This window comes from Streptomyces sp. GL_148, assembly GCF_057834205.1.
In genome coordinates this window covers 7375466-7394721 of the sequence record NZ_CM174396.1, presented here as the reverse complement: position 1 = coordinate 7394721, position 19256 = coordinate 7375466, and the positions used below count along the sequence as shown (strand labels likewise).

The window sequence follows — 19256 nt, the reverse complement described above, 5'->3', positions numbered from 1 at the left end:
ATCCTGATCGGGGTGAACATCGGGCCGAACCTGGCCTAGCCACGCTGCTGTGGCGGCGGATCCTGCACGTGGAGGGGTACGGCGGGGTCGCCCTCGCGGGCTTCGCCCGGCTCGGCCCGCTGACCACCGTGCCGGCCCCCGCCGCGGCGGTGACGGCCCTGTGCACGGCCCTGCGGCTCGTCGGCGCGTGACCCTCCGGGCCGGCCGCCGCTCCGCCCCGGCCCCGGGACCCGGACGGGCGGGGCGCGGATAGGATCGGGGCATCATGACTGCAACCCTCGTCGCCAAGAAGCTCACCGCCGCGCACGGTGAGCGCACGCTCTTCGCCGATCTCGACCTCGTCGTCGCCCCGGGCGACGTCATCGGCCTCGTCGGCGTCAACGGCGCCGGGAAGTCGACCCTGCTGCGGATGCTCGCCGGGCTGGACGCCCCCGAGACCGGTGAGCTGCGCCTCTCCCCGCCCACCGCGGCCGTCGGCCACCTGCCGCAGGAGCCCGAGCGGCGCCCCGGCGAGTCGATCCGCGAGTTCCTGGCCCGCCGTACCGGTGTGGCCGCGGCGCAGGCCGAGCTCGACGCGGCGACGCAGGGTCTGGTGGACGGCACCCCGGGCTCGGACGACGCGTACGCGGACGCCCTCGACCGGTGGCTGAACCTCGGCGGGGCCGACCTCGACGAGCGGGCCCTGCAGGTCGCCGACGACCTCGGGCTGTCCGTCGGCCTCGACCTGCCGATGACCGCGCTGTCCGGCGGCCAGGCCGCCCGCGCCGGACTGGCCTCGCTGCTGCTGTCCCGCTACGACGTCTTCCTGCTCGACGAGCCCACCAACGACCTCGACCTCGACGGTCTGGAGCGCCTGGAGCAGTTCGTGAAGGGGCTGCGCGCCGGCACGGTCGTGATCAGCCACGACCGCGAGTTCCTCACGCGCACCGTCACCAAGGTCCTCGAACTCGACCTGGCCCAGCAGCAGATCAACCTCTACGGCGGCGGCTACGACGCCTACCTGGAAGAGCGCGAGCGGGCCCGCAACCACGCCCGCGAGGAGTACGACGAGTACTCCGACAAGCGCTCCGCCCTGGAGGACCGGGCGACGATGCAGCGCGGCTGGATGGACAAGGGCGTAAAGAACGCCAAGCGCAAGGCCACCGACAACGACAAGTCCGCCAGGAAGTTCAGCGCCGACGCGAGCGAGAAGCAGGCCTCGAAGGCCCGCCAGACGCAGCGCGCGATCGAGCGGCTCGAGGTGGTCGATGAACCCCGCAAGGAGTGGGAGCTGCGCCTGGAGATCGCGGCGGCCCCGCGCTCCGGCTCGGTGGTCGCCACCCTGCGCGAAGCGGCAGTGCGGCGCGGGGACTTCGACTTCGGACCGGCCAGCCTGCAGATCGACTGGGCGGACCGCGTCGCCATCACCGGCGCCAACGGGGCCGGGAAGTCGACCCTGCTGGCCGTGCTCCTGGGCCGCCTCGCCCCGGACTCCGGCTCCGCCACCCTCGGCTCGGGCGTGCGGGTCGGCGAAGTCGACCAGGCCCGCGGCCTGTTCCTCGGTGACGAACCCCTCATCGATGCCTTCTGCGCGGCCGTCCCGGACACCGAACCGGCCGAAGTCCGTACCCTGCTGGCCAAGTTCGGGCTGAAGGCCGCGCACGTGACCCGCCCGGCGGCCACCCTCTCCCCCGGCGAGCGCACCCGGGCGGCCCTGGCGCTGCTCCAGGGGCGCGGGGTGAACCTCCTGGTGCTGGACGAGCCGACGAACCACCTCGACCTGCCGGCGATCGAGCAGCTGGAGTCCGCGCTGGACTCCTACGAGGGCACCCTGCTGCTGGTCACCCACGACCGCCGGATGCTCGACGCGGTCCATGTCACCCGCCGGCTGCACGTCGCGGACGGCAAGGTCACCGAGCTCTGAGGGCCCCGCCCCTCGTCGTCTAGTGCTGTGGCCGGAAAGGTTTGCCGGGTCGCGGTGTTCGGTGCGGTGCCTCGCAAGGCGGAGGGCCGTGCCTCGTACTGGACGTACTTGCACGGTCCGACAACGCGGCGAGGTGCCGTGCCGGGCGCCGCGACACGGTGAACCTTTCCGGTCACAGCACTAGGCTCCCGGGTATGGACGAACGGGGGGCCGGGACACCCTGGCACGAGCTCGAAGGGGTGGCGGCGGGGCGGGAGAAGGTTCCCGGGCTGCTGCGCGGACTGCGGATTCCTGGGCTGCGGCGCTCCTCCTGGGCCGAGTTGGAGAAGCTGATCGGCTGGCAGAGCGACGAGCCGCTGTTCGTGGAAGTCACCGGGCGGCTCATCGAGCTGCTTCCGCGCCTCGACCGGCGCCGGCGGGCCCTGGCCCTCGGCCTGCTGGCCCGGCGCGCCCAGGGCGTCGGCGAGCGCCGCGTCGGCGTGCACCGCCCGGCCTTCCTCGCCTTCGCGGCCCGTGCGCACCACCTCGTCCCGCTGGTGTCGGACCGGTCGGCCCGGGTCCGGACCGGCGCGTCCTGGGCGCTGCGCGAGCTCGGGCACGAGGATCCCACGACGCTGGACGCTCTGCGGCGGCAGGCTGCGGTGGAACGCGACCCGACGGCGCTGGTCTCCCAACTGCTCGCGGTGGGAGTGCTGTCGGGAACGGGCGACCGGGCGGCCGCCGCGGGGTGGGCCCGGGCCTGGCTGGACCACCGGCACCCCTTCGTACGACTGGCCGCCGCGCGGGTGGTGCTGCTCACGGCCGTGCCCGGGGGTGCGCAGGGCGCGGGCCGCCGCGTCGCCGGGGTCTTCGCCGAGATCGGTACCGGCCTGCTGCCGGTGGTGCCCTGGTTTCCCGAGGGCTACGCAACGATGGACCGGTTCGCGGTTCAGGTCGCGGCACATCCGCGCGAGGGGGAAGCGCTGGTCGAGGGCCTGGCCCGGCACCGGGATCCGGCCCTGCGGACCCAAGCCGTCCGGGCGGCCGGCCTCCAGCTCCGCTCCTGGCGCCACCCCGCGGCGCACCTGTGGGAGACGGTGGCCGGTGGACTGGAGGACGAGGCCGAGGTCGCGGGCGAAGCACTGATGGCGCTGGCCGACTGCGGGAAGGCGGCGGCCCCGTACGCGGACCGGATCGTGCGCGCGATCGAGCGGCCCGCCGGTCGCGTGTGGCCGGACTCGCACGCCGCGGTACGGGCCCTGGTCCACATCGGAGACCAGCGGGCGGTGCCCCTGTACCGCGAGCTGTTCGGGGACTCCTTCCTGAAGGTCGGCGCGCTGCCCGTGCACTGGGCACCGGAGCTGCTGCCCGCCTTCCGGAACCGGCTCGCGGACGGTCCCGGGGCCCCCGGCGCCGACGCGGTCCTGCGGATCCTCGCCCGGTGGGGCCCGGCCGCCGCTCCGGCCGTGCCGGAGCTGTCCGGTCTGCTGGACGGCCGGGCCGCCCGGCCGGCCGCCGAGGCTCTGGGCCGGATCGGACCGGCCGCCTCGGCTGCCGTCGGGGCGCTCGCCGGGCTCGCCCGGGGTGACGTGGTCCCGTGGCGCTTCGGCCCCGGCGGCGAACGCTCGCCGAAGCCGTGGCAGGGTGCGCAGACCGCGGCCTGGGCGTACTGGCGCGTGACGGGCGACCCTGAACTGGCGCTGAGGGCAGGCGGACCGGCGGCCCGGGCGGGATTCGGCCGCCCGGTGCTGCGCTACCTCGCCGACCTCGGGCCGCTCGCAGCCCCGTACGCCGACTCCGTGCGTGGCCTGCTCGACAGCCCGGGCGAGTGGACCAGGGTGGGCGCGGCCGAAGCCTGGTGGCGGATCACCGGCGACCCGGCGCCCGCCGTCGCGGCGCTGCTGCCGGAGCTGGCGCCGCTGGCCGAACACCGCGTCACGGAGGTGACGTTGCGGACCGTGCGCGCGCTGGGGGCGATCGGCCCGCCCGCGGCGGCCGCCCTGCCCGCGCTGCGGGCCGTTGCGGCCGCGCCGCCGCGCCGGTACGGCGCGAGCTTCCTCATGGACGAGGAACTGCTCCGGGACGCGCGGGAGGCGCTGGACCGGATCGGCGGTCCCTGACGGCTCGTACCGGGGTCGGCGGACGGGCGGACGGGCAGGGCCGGCGGACGCGCAGGGCCTATCCGGCGTCCGCCGGAGGGCGGCGGGTGCGGGCCATCTTCCGGGCCACGAAGGCCCGCGGGAGGTGGCGGACCGCCAGGGCGTACGCCCGGTAGTGCCGTCCCGTGATGCTCACCGGCCGGCGCCGGGCCAGGTCCTTCAGCGCCTGGGCCACCACGTCGTGCGGCTCCAGCCACACCGCGTCGCGCAGGGCGGTGACGTCCATCCCGGCGCGCTCCTGGAACTCGGTGCGGGTGAATCCCGGCACCACCGCCAGCACGCGGACCCCGTACGGCTCCATGTCCACGCGCAGCGACTCGCTGAAGGCCGTGATCCAGGCCTTCGCCGCGCCGTAGGTCCCGGTCGGGAGCAGTCCGGCCACCGAGGAGACGTTGAGCACCGCGCCGCGGCGGCGCTCGCGCAGGCCCGGCAGCACCGCGTGGGTGAGCCGGAGCGGCACCTTGACCAGCAGGTCGAGCATCCGCTCCTCGTCCTCGACCGGGCTGTACGGGAAGGGCGCCGGGAGTCCGAAGCCGGCGTTGTTGACGAGGATGTCCACGGGCCGGGCCCGGTCGGCGAGCCGCTCGGCGACGGCTCCGAGCCCGCCCGCGTCGAGCAGGTCGGCGGGCAACACCTCGCAGACGGAGCCGAATTCCCGGGCGAGGTCGGCGGCAACCCCCTCGAGGCGGCCCTTGTCCCGGGCGACGAGGACGAGGTCGCAGCCCTTGGCGGCGAACCCGCGGGCGAAGGCCGCGCCGAGTCCGGCGCTGGCCCCTGTGATCAGTACGGTGGTGGTCAAGAGACGTTCACTTCCTGGCTGTCGAGCACGGTGCGGAGGTCACGCGGTGAAGCCCGCCGTGGCCGGTGAGGCGTAGGCCTGGGCGACGTCCACGAGGAAGCGGGTCTCGCCTTCCAGGTCTCCTCCCTCGGCCGAGGTCTGGAGGGCCGCGGGCAGCTCCAAGGCGTTCTCGTCGGACCGCTGTTGCGGGATCCCGGCCAGCTTCGCCTGCCGCGCCTCCTTCAGTACGCAGGCCAGCGCGGCCGCACTGGCCCGCTGTTCGGGTACTCCGCTGCCGGCCACGTGGCTGCGCGCGAGCTCCGGCACGCCCGGGGCGACGTACTCGCCCAGGATCAAGATGGCGTCGCGGGTCTCGATGACCTTGCGGTAGACGAGCAGGTTGCGCGGGACCGGCGGCCACAGCAGTTCCAGCACCCGGCCGGCGCGCGGCTTGTTGAGGGCGACGTGCGGGACGGCGTGGACAAGGTCGCGCCAGAGCGGCCACAGCCGCCAGGCCGTGGCGATGTCCGAGGCCGTGCGACGGAAGGTGAACAGTGTCGGCACGAGGATCGCGGCGGCGCGGAGCAGCCCGTGCACGTTCATCAGCAGCGGGTTCGCGGGCACCGCCCAGGTGAATCCGAACAGCGCCTTGAGCAGGTACACGAACCAGAACACCCCGGCGAGCGCGGTGCCCAGGCCGAACAGCAGCAGTCCGGCGGCGAGGCCCCGGCTCTCGGCGCGACGGCTGTAGCGCCAGCAGACGGACACGCAGATGGTGTTGGCGAGCAGGTGGGCGGAGATCAGCACCAGCCAGTACGCGAGGGAGGGCACCGGGTCGCCGACGGGCGGGATGGTGTGCGTGCCGTGGTCGGGCGCGGCCGTGTCCAGGGCGATGAGGACGCTCAGCCAGAGGACCGTGCCGGCGCCGGAGGCGATCTGGAGCCGGCGGCCCCGGGTGGCGGCGGCCACGAAGTAGAGCACGGCGCCGGCCGACAGGACGCCGATGAGGTTGCGCACCAGCCCGATGGTGTGCGCGTAGCCCGGGTCGCGGCCCATGGCGTAGGCGACGACGTCGGGGAGGTTCAGGGTCATCGCGGCCGCGGCGGTGGCGACGGCGAGCCACAGGCCCCGCTGGTGCGGGGCGCGCAGGGCGCCGGGCGCGCGGAGCAGGACGGCGATCCAGAGGCAGACGACGCTGGGGACGGCGAGCGCGTCGCCGAAGGCGATCAGATCAGAGGCCACGGTGGACCGGCCCCCGTCCGCGCCGCTCGTAGCCCATCGCGGACTCCAGCCGGGCGAGCGTGTCCCGGCCTCCGCCGGCGCCGCGGCCGAGGTGCGGACCGCGGGTCCCCGTGCGGGTGCGGATCATGCTGGCGAGCATCTCCGCCTCCCGCTCCTGGCGGGTGGTGTAGTTGGTGCGCCCGAGCACGGTGGGAACGGATCCGTCCGTCCCGCCGGCGCCCGGGGAGTCCTCGGCGGGGGCTTCCAGCGAGTGGTGCCCGAAGAGGATGTGGCCGATCTCGTGGAGCACGATGTGCTCCCGGTGCAGTGGGGTGGTCTGGGCCTCGTAGAAGACGTAGTCCACGTCGGCGGTGCCGACCCACAGTCCGCACACTCCGGACTCCGCGGCCTCCTTGGGCAGCGGGTGGAGCCGGATGGGGCGGCCGCGCTGCGCCGCTATCCGCTCGCACAGTCCTTCGAGCGAGAAGGGGTGTGTCAGCTCAAGACGGCCGAGAATCGCCTCGCACCGTTTGCGCAGACTGGGTTGAGGGTGGCGCATATGTTCCCTCTTCGGACCCTTTCTCGGGCAACGATGATAGGCGTGCGGGGGCTGGGGCATGACGTCCTTAGCCTTCAAGGCGACCTCGGGAGTGCGGTCCTGAGGGGAAAATGGGGAAGCCCGCTCGCCTGAAGACGAACGGGCGTTCCGTCATCCCTACAGATCATCCGGATAGCTTGGCAAGGTATGTCCCCAGGTCGGGTGCGTATTCAGCCAATCCGGTGCGCGCTGCCACGAGCGCTCAGCGCTTGCGGCCGCCCCGCTCGTCGGGGCCGCTGAGCCCCGCGCGGCGCAGGGCGTCGGCCATCGCGCTGTTGGCGGGGGCCGGAGCGCCGCCGCCCTGACCGCCCTGACGCTGGCCGCCGCCGCCCTGACCGCCTTGACCGCCTTGGCGGCGGCCCTTGCCGCCGTCGCGGGAGCCGCCCTGGCCACCCTGGCCGCCCTCGCCGCGCTCGCCGCCACCCTGGCCGCCCTGGCCGCCCGCCGGGCCGCGCTGCTGCGGGGGCCGGCCGCCGCCTCGCCGTTCGCCCCGCTCCTCGCGCTGCCTCGGGGCGCCGCCCTCGGCGCCGCCCCGCTCCGCCTCGTCGTCCAGCCGCAGCGTCAGCGAGATCCGCTTGCGCGGGATGTCCACGTCCATGACCTTGACCCGGACGATGTCGCCCGGCTTCACCACGTCCCGCGGGTCCTTGACGAAGTTCTTCGACAGGGCCGAGACGTGCGCGAGCCCGTCCTGGTGGACGCCGATGTCGATGAAGGCGCCGAAGGCGGCCACATTGGTGACCACGCCCTCCAGGATCATCCCGGGGGCCAGGTCGCCGATCTTCTCGACGCCCTCCTTGAAGGTCGCCGTCTTGAACGCGGGCCGCGGGTCCCGGCCCGGCTTCTCCAGCTCGCGCAGGATGTCGGTGACCGTCGGCAGGCCGAAGGCCTCGGTGACGAACTGCTCCGGCCGCAGCGAGCGCAGCACCCCGGTGTTGCCGATCAGGGCCGCCACCTCGCTGCCCGCCGTCTTGCCCATGGTGCGGACCACCGGGTAGGCCTCGGGGTGCACGCTGGAGGAGTCCAGCGGGTCGTCCCCGCCGCGGATCCGCAGGAAGCCCGCGCACTGCTCGTACGCCTTCGGGCCCAGCCGGGCCACGTCCTTGAGCCCCTTGCGGTTGCGGAAGGGGCCGTTGGCGTCGCGGTGCGCCACGATGTTCTCGGCGAGTCCGCCGCTGATGCCCGACACGCGCGAAAGCAGCGGCGCGGAGGCGGTGTTGACGTCGACACCGACGCCGTTCACGCAGTCCTCGACCACGGCGTCGAGCGAACGCGAGAGCTTCACCTCGGACAGGTCGTGCTGGTACTGGCCGACGCCGATCGACTTCGGGTCGATCTTCACCAGCTCGGCGAGCGGGTCCTGCAGGCGCCGGGCGATGGAGACCGCGCCGCGCAACGACACGTCCATGTCGGGGAGTTCCTGCGAGGCGAAGGCGGACGCCGAGTACACGGAGGCGCCTGCCTCCGAGACCATCACCTTGGTGAGGTTCAGCTCGGGGTGTCGGGTGATGAGGTCGGCGGCGAGCTTGTCGGTCTCCCGGGAGGCCGTTCCGTTGCCGATGGCGACGAGGTCGACCGCGTGCTCCTTGGCGAGGCGCGCCAGCTTGGCCAGCGCGTCGTCCCACTTGTTCGCGGGCACGTGCGGGTAGATCACCTCGGTGGCGACCACCTTGCCGGTGGCGTCCACCACGGCCACCTTGACGCCGGTGCGGAAGCCCGGGTCCAGCCCGAGCGTCGCGCGGGTGCCGGCGGGTGCGGCGAGCAGCAGGTCGCGCAGGTTGGACGCGAAGACCCGTACCGCCTCGTCCTCGGCGGCGGCGCGCAGCCTGGAGCGCAGGTCGATGCCGAGGTGCACCTGGATCTTCGTGCGCCAGGCCCAGCGGACGGTGTCGGCGAGCCACTTGTCGCCGGGGCGGCCACGGTCGTTGATGCCGAAGCGCCGCGCGACCATGCCCTCGTACGTGGACGGGCCGGGAGTCTCGCTCGGCTCCTCCGGCTCCAGGGTGAGGTCGAGGACGTCCTCCTTCTCGCCGCGGAGCATGGCGAGCACGCGGTGCGAGGGGAGGGCGGTGAACGGCTCGGTGAAGTCGAAGTAGTCGGCGAACTTGGCTCCCGCCTCCTCCTTGCCCTCGCGGACCTTCGCGGCGAGCCGGCCGCGGCCCCACATGCGCTCGCGCAGTTCGCCGATGAGGTCGGCGTCCTCGCCGAACTTCTCGGTGAGGATGGAGCGGGCGCCCTCCAGGGCGGCGGCCGCGTCGGCCACGCCCTTGTCCGTGTCGACGAACGCGGCGGCGGCCACGGCCGGTTCCTGCGAGGGGTCGGCGAGCAGCCCCTCGGCCAGCGGCGCGAGGCCGGCCTCGCGGGCGATCTGCGCCTTGGTGCGGCGCTTGGTCTTGAAGGGGAGGTAGATGTCCTCCAGCCGGGCCTTGGTGTCGGCCGCGTTGATCCGGGCCTCCAGCTCGGCGTCGAGCTTGCCCTGCTCCCGTACGGAGTCGAGGATCGCCGCCCGCCGGTCCTCCAGCTCGCGCAGATAGCGCAGGCGCTCCTCCAGGGTGCGCAGCTGGGCGTCGTCGAGCATCTCGGTCGCTTCCTTGCGGTAGCGCGCGATGAACGGCACGGTCGAGCCGCCGTCGAGCAGCTCGACGGCGGACTTGACCTGCCGCTCCCGTACGCCGAGCTCCTCGGCGATCCTGCCTTCGATGGACATCGTCACTGTGCGGTCCCGCCTGCCTTCGTACGTATGCGTGATGCTGGTGCGTGCTGCGTGCTGCGTGCTGCGTCGGAAGGCTGCCAATTGTGGCAGGTGGCGGCGGCGGACGTCGGGAGCCGGGCCCGGTCCGGTCTCAGGCCTTGCCCATGAGGTCTGCCGGGAAGGCTCCGGCGACGAAGGCCTGGACGGTGAAACCGCCGCCGATCTCCGCGAGCCGGGCGACTCCGGCCGCGCCGAGGTGCTCGTACGGAGCCTCGTCCAGGCGGTCGGTCTCCGTCTCCAGCGCTTCGCGCAGGGCCGCGCCCTCGGGCGTGAGCTCGCCCTCGGCGTCGAGCAGGCCCCGCCCGCGCAGGCGGTCCGCAGCCGCGTCGAGGTCGGCCTGGTCCCAGCCGCGGATGTACTTGACGTACTTCGGGGTCATGCCGTGGCCGCTGGCCGTGTGGCTGACCAGGGCCTCGAGCGGATCCAGGCCGAGGGTGAGCAGGGCGACGAGGTGCCCGTCGCCGCGGTGCTCGCGCAGCAGGGTGGTGGCGTGCCACAGCTTGAGGTGCGGCTCCTCGGGTACGGGGAGGTCCGCGTGGGCCGAGTAGAGCGTACGGGCGTGCCGGGTGCAGGCCTCGGTCGCGCGCAGCGCCAGCCCGGCGGCCTCGGCCATCTCGGGAGAGGCGATGGTCTCCTCGCCGAGGAGCCGGCGCAGCGTGGTGTCCACGGCCCGCAGCCGGGCGGCGAGGACCTGCTCGGGGGTGGCGGTGTCCCAGACGGCGGGCAAGTGCCGGGCGACGAGGTCGTGGCGGTAGTTGTAGAAGGTGGCCGTCACCGTGCCCGCGCCGACCGCGCCCATGGCGGCGGAACGTGAGGCGAGGTTCACGGCGTTGGGGTCGGTGATCCCGAGGGCGGCGAACTCCTTGCCGAGGTCGGGCGAGAAGTAGACGGTGGAGTGCAGCGGGTTGATCGCCCCGTGCCAGCAGCTGCGGGCGGCGTGCGCCGGAAGAGTCATGCGGGCAGGGTCGCATGCAGTTGGTCGGTTGGCCTGGGTTTCATGGGCGATCCGTTGATCCGTTGATCGGAACTTGGCCGTGTCCTGGTGGCTGGGCCCTCGTTGTACGGGGCGTAACGGCCTGCCGCAACTAGGCGGGCCCATGAGAATCCGCCCCGTGCCCAGGAAGCGACGCGGGGTCCCCGCCCCGTCCGGGTCCACACCGGGCGGAAAGCGTCCGGCGGGGCGGTTGCTGTAGCCACCGAATTGCCGCACCCAGCGGCGGCACAGGCGGCAGGCACCGCACACGATGAGCAACCGAACCGCATCCAGCGGCACGGGCACGCGGCACACCGCAGGCGTCCACACCCTGCCCAGCACCACGAGCCGCCTTCCTGGCAGACCTGAAAGCTCATGGCCTGCCCAGGAAAACCTAAGCTCATCCGCGACGCTAACGACTGCTTGGTATCAAGCCGGAAATATGGCCGTCCCCCTCTTCCACACCGACCTGCGGGAGAGAGGGGCCAGCCCGGCCCTACTTCAGCTCGGCTCCGGTCGCGACGACCACCCCGTAGAGCTCGGTGACCGTGGCGAGGGCCGCCTGGTGGATCTGCTGCGCCGTCAGGGCGCCGGCCGGGCTTTCCAGCGCCCGCGTCGCCGAGGCGTCGGCGACGACCGTCGGGGCGTAGCCGTGCAGGAAGGCGCCCTCGGTGGTGAACAGGGTGCACATGTTGGTCATGAACCCGGCGATAATCAGGTTCTTGCGGCCGGTGGCCTCGATGATCTCGTGGAGATCGGTCTGATGGAAGCCGTTCGGGACGGACTTGGTGACGACTGCCTCGTCGGCCCGGGGGGCGACCGAGGCGTGGAGCGCGCCCGGCTCGGTGTCGACGCCGTAGCCTCCGTCCCGGACGTGGACGACGGGAGTGCCGGCCTCGCGGGCCCGGGCGAGGAGCCGGGAGGCGCAGGCCAGTGCCGGTTCCCAGCCGTCGAGTTCCATGACGCCGCCGGTGTAGGTGTTCTGGTAGTCGACCAGGACCAGGACCGCGTCCTCGAAGGTCGCGGGGGTCTCGTCGAAGCCGTTGAGCTGACGCAGGGTGGTGGTAGCCATAAGGGTGCCGTTCTCACGAGGGTGGGGGTGGCGCAGCCGACGCGGAGGCCACACCGACAACGCTAGGACGCGGCCCACGCGCGGGCAATGACGGCTGAACCGCAGATCCGGACATCGATCCGCGCAGGCCGGGGCCGGTGCGCGGGGTGTCGGCGCCGGCCCGGCCGGTCGTGTTCCGCACGGGCGTTTTTCAGACGCGTGGCGATCGTGTGACAGCAGGGGCCATGGACATGACGTGGGGTACCGGGCGTGAATACGGTCGAACGGAAGCCACTCCCCTACCCCTTGGAGTTCACGGTGCACCGCAAAGTCATCGCCCCGAGCGTGCTCGCCGCCTCCCTCCTGCTGGTGATCCCGGCGTCGGCGGCGAGTTCCGTTCCGGGCGCACCGGGTATCGGCGATCCCTACTACCCGGCCAGCGGAAACGGCGGATACGAGGTCTCCCACTACGACCTGCGCCTCCGGTACCAGCCGAAGACCGACCTGCTGGAGGGCACCGCCACCCTGCTCACCACCGCGAAGCAGGACCTGTCCCGCTTCAACCTCGACTTCGGTCTGGACGTCAGCGAGATCCGGGTCAACGGCGTCAGGGCGAAGTTCGCCAAGTCCGGCGTCTCGGAGCTGGAGGTCACCCCGGCCTCGCCGCTCCAGCGGGGCCGGCAGTCGAGCGTGGTCGTCAAGTACGCGGGCAAGCCCTCGGAGTTCAAGGTCGACGGCTGGTCGGCCTGGCAGCGCACCCCGGACGGTGGCGTCGCCGCGCAGGAGCCCGACGTGGCGGCCTGGTGGTTCCCGAGCAACGACCACCCCCTCGACAAGGCCACCTTCGACATCTCGGTGAACGTGCCCGACGGCACGCAGGCCATCAGCAACGGCGTGCTGCAGTCGCAGAGTTCGCGCCTGGGCTGGACCCGGTACAACTGGCGCTCGAACAAGCCGCAGGCCACGTACCTCGCCACCCTGGCCGTCGGCAAGTTCGACATCACCACCGACAAGACCGCGAGCGGGCTGCCGATCCTGAACGCCTACAGCCAGGACCTCGGCGACAACGCGGGCGCGGCGCGCGCCAGCGTGGAGCGGACCGGCGAGGTCACGGAGTGGCTGGAGGGGGTCTTCGGTCCGTACCCCTTCAACGCGCTCGGCGGGTACGTGCCCAACGTGCCCAGCGGGTTCGCGCTGGAGACGCAGACCCGGCCGTTCTACAGCCCCCGGCAGTTCGCGAACGGCGCGAACGTGTCCGTGGTCGTGCACGAGCTGGCCCACCAGTGGTACGGGGACAGCGTGTCCGTCGACGGCTGGAAGGACATCTGGATCAACGAGGGGTTCGCCCGTTACAGCCAGTGGCTGTGGTCGGAGAAGGAGGGCGAGGGCACCGCGCAGGAGCTCGCCGACTGGGCGTACGGGCTGCGGCCTGCCGAGGACCCGTTCTGGCAGGTCAAGCCGGGTGACCCGGGTCCGGAGAACCAGTTCCACGGAGCCGTCTACGACCGTGGGGCGATCGCCCTCCAGGCGCTGCGCAACCAGATCGGCGACGAGAAGTTCTTCCGGATCCTGAAGGGCTGGCCGACCGAGCGGGCCTACGGCAACGCCAAGGTCGGCGACTTCGTCGGCTACGCGGAGAAGGTCTCCGGCCAGCCGCTCGCGCAGCTCTTCGAGACCTGGCTGTACACCCCGGGCAAGCCGGCCGCCTCGGCGCTGAACCCGGTGTCGGCGGCGACCCTTCCGGGCGCCCGCACCCTGCGCGCGCCGGCCGCGAAGCCGGCGGGGGAGCCGAAGTCCTGGAAGAAGATCGCGGAGACGAACACGGTGCACGACCACTGACCCGGCGCCCTACGAAGCTGCGTGCCGTCGCCCCTCAGCGGGCGGCGGCCCGTACGCGCGCCCGGGCCGCGCGGGCGATCGGGAGGTAGCGCAGGCGCTCCGGCAGGAGGGGCACGAGGAGGCGTACGGCCGTGCTGAAACGGCGCAGGCGGCGCTCCTGGGCCGCGGTCCACTCCAGGCCGATGGCGGCGCGCGCCTCGGGCGGCATGTAGCCGGCGGTGACGAAGGCCCGGAAGTGCAGGAAGGCGGCCCGCAGGACGGGCCAGGTCAGGTGCAGCAGGAGCCGGACCGGCAGCGGGCCTCCGGCGGGGCGGGGCAGGGGCGCGTCGGTGGCGAGGAGTTCGCGGGCGACCTTGGTGGGCTCGATCTCCTCGGCCAGCATCCGGTGGTAGTACGGCCAGTACTCCTCGATGCTCTGCGGCATGTCCCGGTCGTGCAGACCGAGGATGCGGCCCACCTGGAGCCACTCCCGGTACAGCTGACGCTCCTGGGCCGGGGTGAAGGGGCGCAGCAGGTAGCGCCCGGCGTACAGGTAGACCGGGAAGCCGGTGGCGTGCACCCAGGCGTAGCAGGCCGGGTCGAGGGAGTGGTAGCGGCGCCCCCGGGTGTCGGTGCCCTGGATCTCCTTGTGCAGGCGGCGCACCCGGCGCCCCTCGGCCGCGGCGTCCGCCCCGCCGTACACCCACAGCTGGACGGAGCGCAGGGAGCGCTCGCCCCGGCCCCAGGGGTCGGTGCGGAAGACGGAGTGCTCGTCGACTCCGGCGCCGATGGCGGGGTGGGCGACCTGCATGGTGAAGGCGGCGGGCAGCATGAGCAGCGCGCGGACGTCTCCGGCGATGGTCCAGAGCACTCCCCCGGGCGGCGGGGGCTCGGGGTCGTTCCGCGTGCCGGCGGTGCGGCGCGCCGGCCCCGCCGGTGTCGCGGCCGGTGTCCGCGCCGGCGCCCCGTCCGATGTCCCCGACAGGGGGTGCTCCGTCGTGCCCATCCGTGTGCCCCCAGGGTGTCGAAACTGCCGTTCTCCCAGTATGCAGCGGGTTCGGCGGCTTCCGCCGGACCCTGTGGACGGTGCATCCTGCGGCCATGAACCTGTCCCCCTCGGCCGTGCTGGAGACCCTGGCCCCCTGGATGCTGGCCGGCACTGCCGTGACGCTGGCGCTGGTCTTCGCGGTGCTCGTGGCACTGTTCGCGGTGCCGTACTTCCTCCTGCGGTTCCGCCGGCATCGGGAGGACGCCCCCGGCGCCTCGGACACCTCCGGCGCCTCGGAGGCGGACGGTCTCGGCGGCTTCACCTGGACCTCCGCGCAGGACGACGACCCCCGGGCCGGCTGAGGACCCGGGCCCGGAACATCGAAGAAGTACGCCTGTGTCCAGAAACCCGTGTCACAGGTGTTACCGCGAAGTAACCCTGGCTGCTTGGATGGCGGAGCCGATCTTCCCCCACAGGAACGAGGGAGACCTCCATGCCCCAGATCCAGCCCCGCAGGACCCGTGCCGCCGCAGCGGCCGTCGCCGCGATCGCCGTCGGATCGCTCGCCCTGACGACGCTTCCGGCCGCCACCGCCGCCGAGAGCACCGCCGCGCCGCGGCTCAGCGTCCTGTCGTACAACGCGTTCCTGATGAGCAAGAGCCTGTACCCCAACTGGGGCCAGGACCACCGGGCCGCGGAGATCCCCAAGGCCTCCTGGTACAAGGGCCACGACGTGGTCGTGCTCCAGGAAGCCTTCGACAACGGCGCCTCGGACGCGCTGAAGGCCAACTCCGCGGCGCAGTACCCGTACCAGACCCCCGTCGTGGGCCGCAGCAAGAGCGGCTGGGACGCCACGGGCGGCGCGTACTCCTCCACCACCCCGGAGGACGGCGGCGTCACGATCGTCAGCAAGTGGCCGATCGTGCGCAAGGAGCAGGTGGTCTTCAAGGACGCCTGCGGCGCGGACTGGTGGTCCAACAAGGGCTTCGCCTACGTCGTGCTGGACGTGAACGGCGCCAAGGTCCACGTGGTCGGCACGCACGCCCAGTCCACCGACCCGGGCTGCGGCGCGGGCGAGGCGGCCGAGATGCGCGCCCGCCAGTTCCGGAACATCGACGCGTTCCTGGACGGCAAGAACATCCCGGCCAGCGAGCAGGTCATCGTGGCGGGCGACCTGAACGTCGACTCGCGCACCCCGGAGCTGGCCACCATGCTGGCCAATGCCGACCTGGCCGGCTCCGACACCCGCACGGGCCACACGTACTCCTTCGACACCGCGCTGAACTCGATAGCGAAGTACCGCTACCCGACGGACCCGCGCGAGGACCTGGACTACGTGCTCTACCGCAAGGGCAACGCCCGCCCGGCGAACTGGGAGAACAACGTGGTCCTGGAGCAGTCGGCGCCCTGGACGGTCTCCAGCTGGGGCACGTCCTACACCTACAACAACCTCAGCGACCACTACCCGCTGATCGGCCGCTGACCCGCCGGCGCTGATCCGCCACGCCGAAAGGGGGGTACCCGCCGCGATCCGGCGGGTACCCCCCTTTCCTCGGGCCTCAGCGGTCAAGCCGTCAGCCGTTCGCCTTCGACCGCTCCCACTCGCTCGCGTAGTCGTTGAAGATCGCCCGCAGGTGGTGGCCGATCTTCAGGTAGTCCAGGTCGTCGAGGTTCGCCAGGGAGACGCGCACCGACCACTGGGGGCCGTCGAAGCCGCCGCCGTTGAGGAGGACCACCGAGGTCTGCTCGGCGAGCCGGAACAGCGGGTCGACCGGCTCGTAGTTCTTCTCCAGGAAGTCCGCGAAGTCCTTGCCGTGGACCCGTTCCGCCTCGGCCAGCAGGTCGAGTTCGATGTAGTACCCGGCCCGCTTGTCGTCCTCGGAGATCTTCATCTGGGCGCCCTCCAGCAGCAGGTCGAGCCTGCGGTGGACGATCTGGCGGATGCGCTCCTTGTACGCCTGCCCCTCGTCCAGCATGTCGAAGAGCGAGAAGAGCACCATCATCGTCTGCTGCGGCAGCGAGAGGCCGGCCGTGTGGTTGAGGGCCACCGAGCGGGAGTCCGCGACGAGCCGGTCGATGAAGCGGATCTTCTCCGGCTCCAGGCTGAGGGTGCCGTACCGCTTGGCCAGGCGGTCCTTCTGGTCCTGGGGGAAGCCCGCGACCATCTCGTCGATGACGTTGTCGTCGTGCAGCCCGATGACGCCGAGCCGCCAGCCGGTGCAGCCGTAGTGCTTGGAGTACGAGTACACGAGCAGGGTGTTGCGGGGCAGGTCGGCGGCGATCGAGCGGAAGCCGGGCACGAAGGTGCCGTACACGTCGTCCGTGACGATCAGCAGGTTCGGGTTGGTGGTGGCGACGATGTCCTTGATCTGGTTCGCCACCCGGTCGCTCAGTGCGAGCGAGGGCGGGTTGGACGGGTTGACCAGGCAGACGAGCTTCACCGAGGCGTCGGCCAGCTTGGCGACCTCCTCCTGCGGGTAGCGCCATTGGCGCACGCCGGTCTCGGCGAAGAGGCTCGCGGAGACGTTGACCACCTCGAACTCGAAGGTGTCGAGCTCGGGGATCTCGATGTACGGGGTGAACACCGGGGTCATCAGGGCGATCTTGTCGCCCTTCTTCAGGATCCCGTTCTTCATCAGGGAGTCGAAGATGTAGCACATGGCGGCGGTGCCGCCCTCGGTCGCGAACAGCGACAGGTTGTTGCCCTCGGGCGGCTTCTTGCCGAACATCTCGTCGGCGACGTAGCCGCGCACGATCTGCTCCGCGTGGGTCAGCATCCGGTCCGGTACCGGGTAGTTGTCGCCGGTGATGGAGTCGGTCAGCTCGTGGACGAAGGCGTCCTTGTCGAACGGCCAGCGCGCGAGGGCGTACTGGACGCAGGCGGACAGCATCTCCACGCCCGGCAGGTCCGGGTGGCGCCGGGCCCAGGACTCGAACCGGTCCCCGATGCCCTTCTTCTCCGGCATCCCGCCGAGGTTGTCGGCGGTCCACACCCGCCGGGACTCCTCCAGCGCGAAGTAGCCCAGCGCGTAGAAGGCCTCGCGCGGCCCGGTGGCGATCCAGTTCGGGTTGCCGCGGCCCGCGTTGAGCATGGCGCGGGCGGTGGTGTCCTTCTGGCCCGGCTTGTCGGCCTGGGCGGCCGTGGCGAGCTGGATGAACTTGTCCTTCAGCTCGAACGGGCTGAGCTGCGCGAAGGACTGGATCTCCTCGCGGCTGAAGGTGGTCTCCGGCACGGTGGTTTCCTTAGGTTCGAGGGGGCTTTGCGTCGAGGGGTCGTTCAGAGCGGTCGTTCAGAGCCGTCGTTCAGAGCGGTCGTTCAGAGCGGTCGTTCAGTGGTTCAAGATGACGATGACGGCGCCCCAGATGGTCAGCAGCACGTTGCCGATCGCGTAGGGGATCGTGTAACCGAGCGTCGGCACCTGCGATTTGGACTGTTCGTTGACCGCGCCGATCGCCGCCGTGGTGGTCTGGCCGCCGGCCAGGACGCCCATCAGGATCGGGAAGCGGATCTTCTGGACGTGGTGGCCGACGAGGAAGCCGACCAGGAGCGGGATCAGCGTGGCGACGGCTCCGAAGAGCAGCAGTCCCCAGCCGGCGGTGGCCAGTCCGCTGGTGAAGCTGGGCCCGGCGTTGATGCCGACGACCGCGATGAACAGGCAGAGCCCGAGGGTGTCCATGAACCACTGCGCGCCGGGCGGGACGTTGCCGTACGTCGGGTACTTGCCGCGGATCCAGCCGAAGACCAGGCCCATGATGAGCGCGCCGCCCGAGGTGGACAGCGAGATCGGGACCCCGCCCGCGGTGAGCGCCGGGATGCCCAGGCAGCCGCCGAGGAAGATGCCCAGGCCCACCCAGATCATGTCGGTGGCGAAGCTGGTGGGCACCGGCTTGCCGATGGCCTTGCCGGCCGGGTCGACCAGCCGCTTCGGGCCGGACAGGATCAGGGTGTCGCCGCGCTCCAGCTGGGTGGCGAGCCGGTAGGGGAACTCCGTTCCCGAGCGGAAGAGCTTGTCGATGTAGACCCCGACCATGAAGGGCTCCGCGCGCAGTTCCGCGATGGTCTTGCCGAGCTGCTCCTTCTCCGAGGCGACCACGTGCAGCGTCTCGGTCTGGTAGCCGAGGAGTTCGACGTCGTCGGTCTCGGGGCCGATGTGAGTGCGGGCGTCGAAGTCGACCAGGGATCCGCGCAGCGCGCTGACGGCGACGACGTCGCCTTCGAGCAGCGTGGTCTGCTGGGTGTGGTCGAGGATCTTCCCGTCCCGGCGGACCCGGGTGAGGTAGATGCGGTGGCCCAGCGCCTTCTGCTGGTTCTCGAAGTCGTCGATGGTCCGCCCGACGAGATCGGGCCGCTGGATGGTGTAGGCCCGCAGGACGATCTCGTAATAGCCCTCGTGCAGGTCGGGGTTGTCGCTGGGTGCGTCCATCTCCTTGGCGATCTGGGCGCTCTCGGCCGCCAGGTTGCGCCGGTAGAGCCGGGGCAGGACGTTGGCCAGGAGCATCGCGCAGAGGATGGTGCCGAGCGGGTAGGTGACGGCGTAGCCGACGGCGACGAAGTCCTGCTGCTCCTTGATCTGATCGGGCGAGAGGCCCGGCAGGTTCCCGATGGCGTCCTGGGCCACGCCGATGACGGCGGACTGGGTGAGCGCGCCGCCCAGCAGACCGGCGCTGAGCCCCGGCCCGTAGCCGAGCATGACGACGAACCCCCAGGACACCAGCAGGCCCGTGACACAGACGATGACCGCGTTGAGGACCTGCGGCAGGCCGTCCTTCTTCAGACCGCGGAAGAACTGCGGGCCGACCTTGTAACCGAGCGCGAACAGGAACATCGTGAAGAAGAGGTTCTTCACGGTCCCGTCGATGGTGATCTTGAACTGGGCGCCGAAGACGAGTCCGACGATGAGGCAGCCGGTGACGGCGCCCAGCCCGATGGCCTTCCAGCGCAGCTTCCCGACGAGGAAGCCGAGCGCGACGGTGATGAAGACCAGCAGTTCGGGGTGTGGCTGGAAGACGTTCCTGTTCAGGAAATCGATCATGTG

The 19256-nt window shown here is 71.9% G+C and carries 15 protein-coding genes; 6 read left to right on the top strand and 9 right to left on the bottom strand.

Features of this window, described 5'->3' with window-relative positions; all coding sequences use genetic code 11:
- The first annotated feature begins 68 nt into the window (after window positions 1–68).
- The 3 genes from AC3IYI_RS33390 (at window position 69) to AC3IYI_RS33380 (ending at window position 4002) form a co-directional block, all read left to right on the top strand.
- Window positions 69–191 carry a hypothetical protein gene (locus tag AC3IYI_RS33390; protein ID WP_489407180.1) on the top strand — a complete coding sequence of 41 codons (123 nt, stop codon included), beginning with the start codon at window positions 69–71 and terminating at the stop codon, window positions 189–191.
- Window positions 192–265: 74 nt separating this feature from the next.
- A complete protein-coding gene (locus AC3IYI_RS33385; RefSeq protein WP_489407179.1) occupies window positions 266–1903 on the top strand; it encodes an ABC-F family ATP-binding cassette domain-containing protein in 1638 nt (545 codons plus the stop codon).
- 194 nt (window positions 1904–2097) lie between these two features.
- A complete protein-coding gene (locus tag AC3IYI_RS33380; protein WP_489407178.1) occupies window positions 2098–4002 on the top strand; it encodes a hypothetical protein in 1905 nt (634 codons plus the stop codon).
- Window positions 4003–4060: 58 nt separating this feature from the next.
- Here the strand turns inward: AC3IYI_RS33380 and AC3IYI_RS33375 are convergent, their stop codons facing one another.
- The 6 genes from AC3IYI_RS33375 to AC3IYI_RS33350 form a co-directional block, all read right to left on the bottom strand.
- The gene (locus AC3IYI_RS33375; protein ID WP_489407177.1) at window positions 4061–4840 is read right to left on the bottom strand and encodes an SDR family NAD(P)-dependent oxidoreductase; all 780 of its coding nucleotides are present in this window, start codon (window positions 4838–4840) and stop codon (window positions 4061–4063) included.
- A gap of 39 nt (window positions 4841–4879) precedes the next feature.
- The gene (locus AC3IYI_RS33370) at window positions 4880–6061 is read right to left on the bottom strand and encodes an MAB_1171c family putative transporter (protein WP_489407176.1); all 1182 of its coding nucleotides are present in this window, start codon (window positions 6059–6061) and stop codon (window positions 4880–4882) included.
- The gene (locus tag AC3IYI_RS33365) at window positions 6051–6599 is read right to left on the bottom strand and encodes a hypothetical protein (RefSeq protein WP_489407175.1); all 549 of its coding nucleotides are present in this window, start codon (window positions 6597–6599) and stop codon (window positions 6051–6053) included. Before AC3IYI_RS33365 ends, AC3IYI_RS33370 begins: the two co-directional genes overlap by 11 nt.
- A 241-nt stretch (window positions 6600–6840) precedes the next feature.
- On the bottom strand, window positions 6841–9351 hold the full coding sequence (locus AC3IYI_RS33360; RefSeq protein ID WP_489407174.1) for a Tex family protein: 2511 nt from the start codon (window positions 9349–9351) through the stop codon (window positions 6841–6843).
- Between the two features lie 130 nt (window positions 9352–9481).
- Window positions 9482–10345 (bottom strand): SCO6745 family protein, encoded by an 864-nt coding sequence (locus AC3IYI_RS33355; RefSeq protein ID WP_489407173.1) that lies wholly within the window; start codon window positions 10343–10345, stop codon window positions 9482–9484.
- A 514-nt stretch (window positions 10346–10859) separates the two neighbouring features.
- Window positions 10860–11435, bottom strand: coding sequence for a cysteine hydrolase family protein (locus AC3IYI_RS33350; protein WP_489407172.1), 576 nt, complete (start codon window positions 11433–11435; stop codon window positions 10860–10862).
- Window positions 11436–11732: 297 nt separating this feature from the next.
- On the opposite strand from AC3IYI_RS33350, the gene AC3IYI_RS33345 reads away from it, so the two are divergent.
- The gene (locus AC3IYI_RS33345) at window positions 11733–13253 is read left to right on the top strand and encodes a M1 family metallopeptidase (protein WP_489407171.1); all 1521 of its coding nucleotides are present in this window, start codon (window positions 11733–11735) and stop codon (window positions 13251–13253) included.
- Between the two features lie 34 nt (window positions 13254–13287).
- Here the strand turns inward: AC3IYI_RS33345 and AC3IYI_RS33340 are convergent, their stop codons facing one another.
- A complete protein-coding gene (locus tag AC3IYI_RS33340) occupies window positions 13288–14238 on the bottom strand; it encodes an oxygenase MpaB family protein (RefSeq protein WP_489407170.1) in 951 nt (316 codons plus the stop codon).
- Window positions 14239–14333: 95 nt separating this feature from the next.
- Here AC3IYI_RS33340 and AC3IYI_RS33335 point away from each other — a divergent pair, with 95 nt between their 5' ends.
- Window positions 14334–14582, top strand: a complete 249-nt coding sequence (locus AC3IYI_RS33335; protein WP_489407169.1) for a hypothetical protein — start codon at window positions 14334–14336, stop codon at window positions 14580–14582.
- 131 nt (window positions 14583–14713) lie between these two features.
- The gene (sph, locus tag AC3IYI_RS33330) at window positions 14714–15703 is read left to right on the top strand and encodes a sphingomyelin phosphodiesterase (protein WP_489407168.1); all 990 of its coding nucleotides are present in this window, start codon (window positions 14714–14716) and stop codon (window positions 15701–15703) included.
- A 91-nt stretch (window positions 15704–15794) separates the two neighbouring features.
- On the opposite strand, the gene AC3IYI_RS33325 is transcribed toward sph, so the two are convergent.
- Window positions 15795–17453 carry a bifunctional aspartate transaminase/aspartate 4-decarboxylase gene (locus tag AC3IYI_RS33325; RefSeq protein ID WP_489407167.1) on the bottom strand — a complete coding sequence of 553 codons (1659 nt, stop codon included), beginning with the start codon at window positions 17451–17453 and terminating at the stop codon, window positions 15795–15797.
- 96 nt (window positions 17454–17549) lie between these two features.
- Window positions 17550–19253 (bottom strand): aspartate-alanine antiporter, encoded by a 1704-nt coding sequence (aspT, locus tag AC3IYI_RS33320; RefSeq protein ID WP_489407166.1) that lies wholly within the window; start codon window positions 19251–19253, stop codon window positions 17550–17552.
- Window positions 19254–19256: the final 3 nt, after the last annotated feature.

Bases quoted from the DNA above. Each gene is read 5' to 3' on its own strand.
- AC3IYI_RS33335 (WP_489407169.1), top strand. From the start codon at position 14,334: ATGAACCTGTCCCCCTCGGCCGTGCTGGAGACCCTGGCCCCCTGGATG.
- AC3IYI_RS33355 (WP_489407173.1), bottom strand. From the start codon at position 10,345: ATGACTCTTCCGGCGCACGCCGCCCGCAGCTGCTGGCACGGGGCGATC.
- AC3IYI_RS33365 (WP_489407175.1), bottom strand. From the start codon at position 6,599: ATGCGCCACCCTCAACCCAGTCTGCGCAAACGGTGCGAGGCGATTCTC.
- AC3IYI_RS33380 (WP_489407178.1), top strand. From the start codon at position 2,098: ATGGACGAACGGGGGGCCGGGACACCCTGGCACGAGCTCGAAGGGGTG.
- AC3IYI_RS33340 (WP_489407170.1), bottom strand. From the start codon at position 14,238: ATGGGCACGACGGAGCACCCCCTGTCGGGGACATCGGACGGGGCGCCG.
- AC3IYI_RS33385 (WP_489407179.1), top strand. From the start codon at position 266: ATGACTGCAACCCTCGTCGCCAAGAAGCTCACCGCCGCGCACGGTGAG.
- AC3IYI_RS33350 (WP_489407172.1), bottom strand. From the start codon at position 11,435: ATGGCTACCACCACCCTGCGTCAGCTCAACGGCTTCGACGAGACCCCC.
- sph (WP_489407168.1), top strand. From the start codon at position 14,714: ATGCCCCAGATCCAGCCCCGCAGGACCCGTGCCGCCGCAGCGGCCGTC.
- aspT (WP_489407166.1), bottom strand. From the start codon at position 19,253: ATGATCGATTTCCTGAACAGGAACGTCTTCCAGCCACACCCCGAACTG.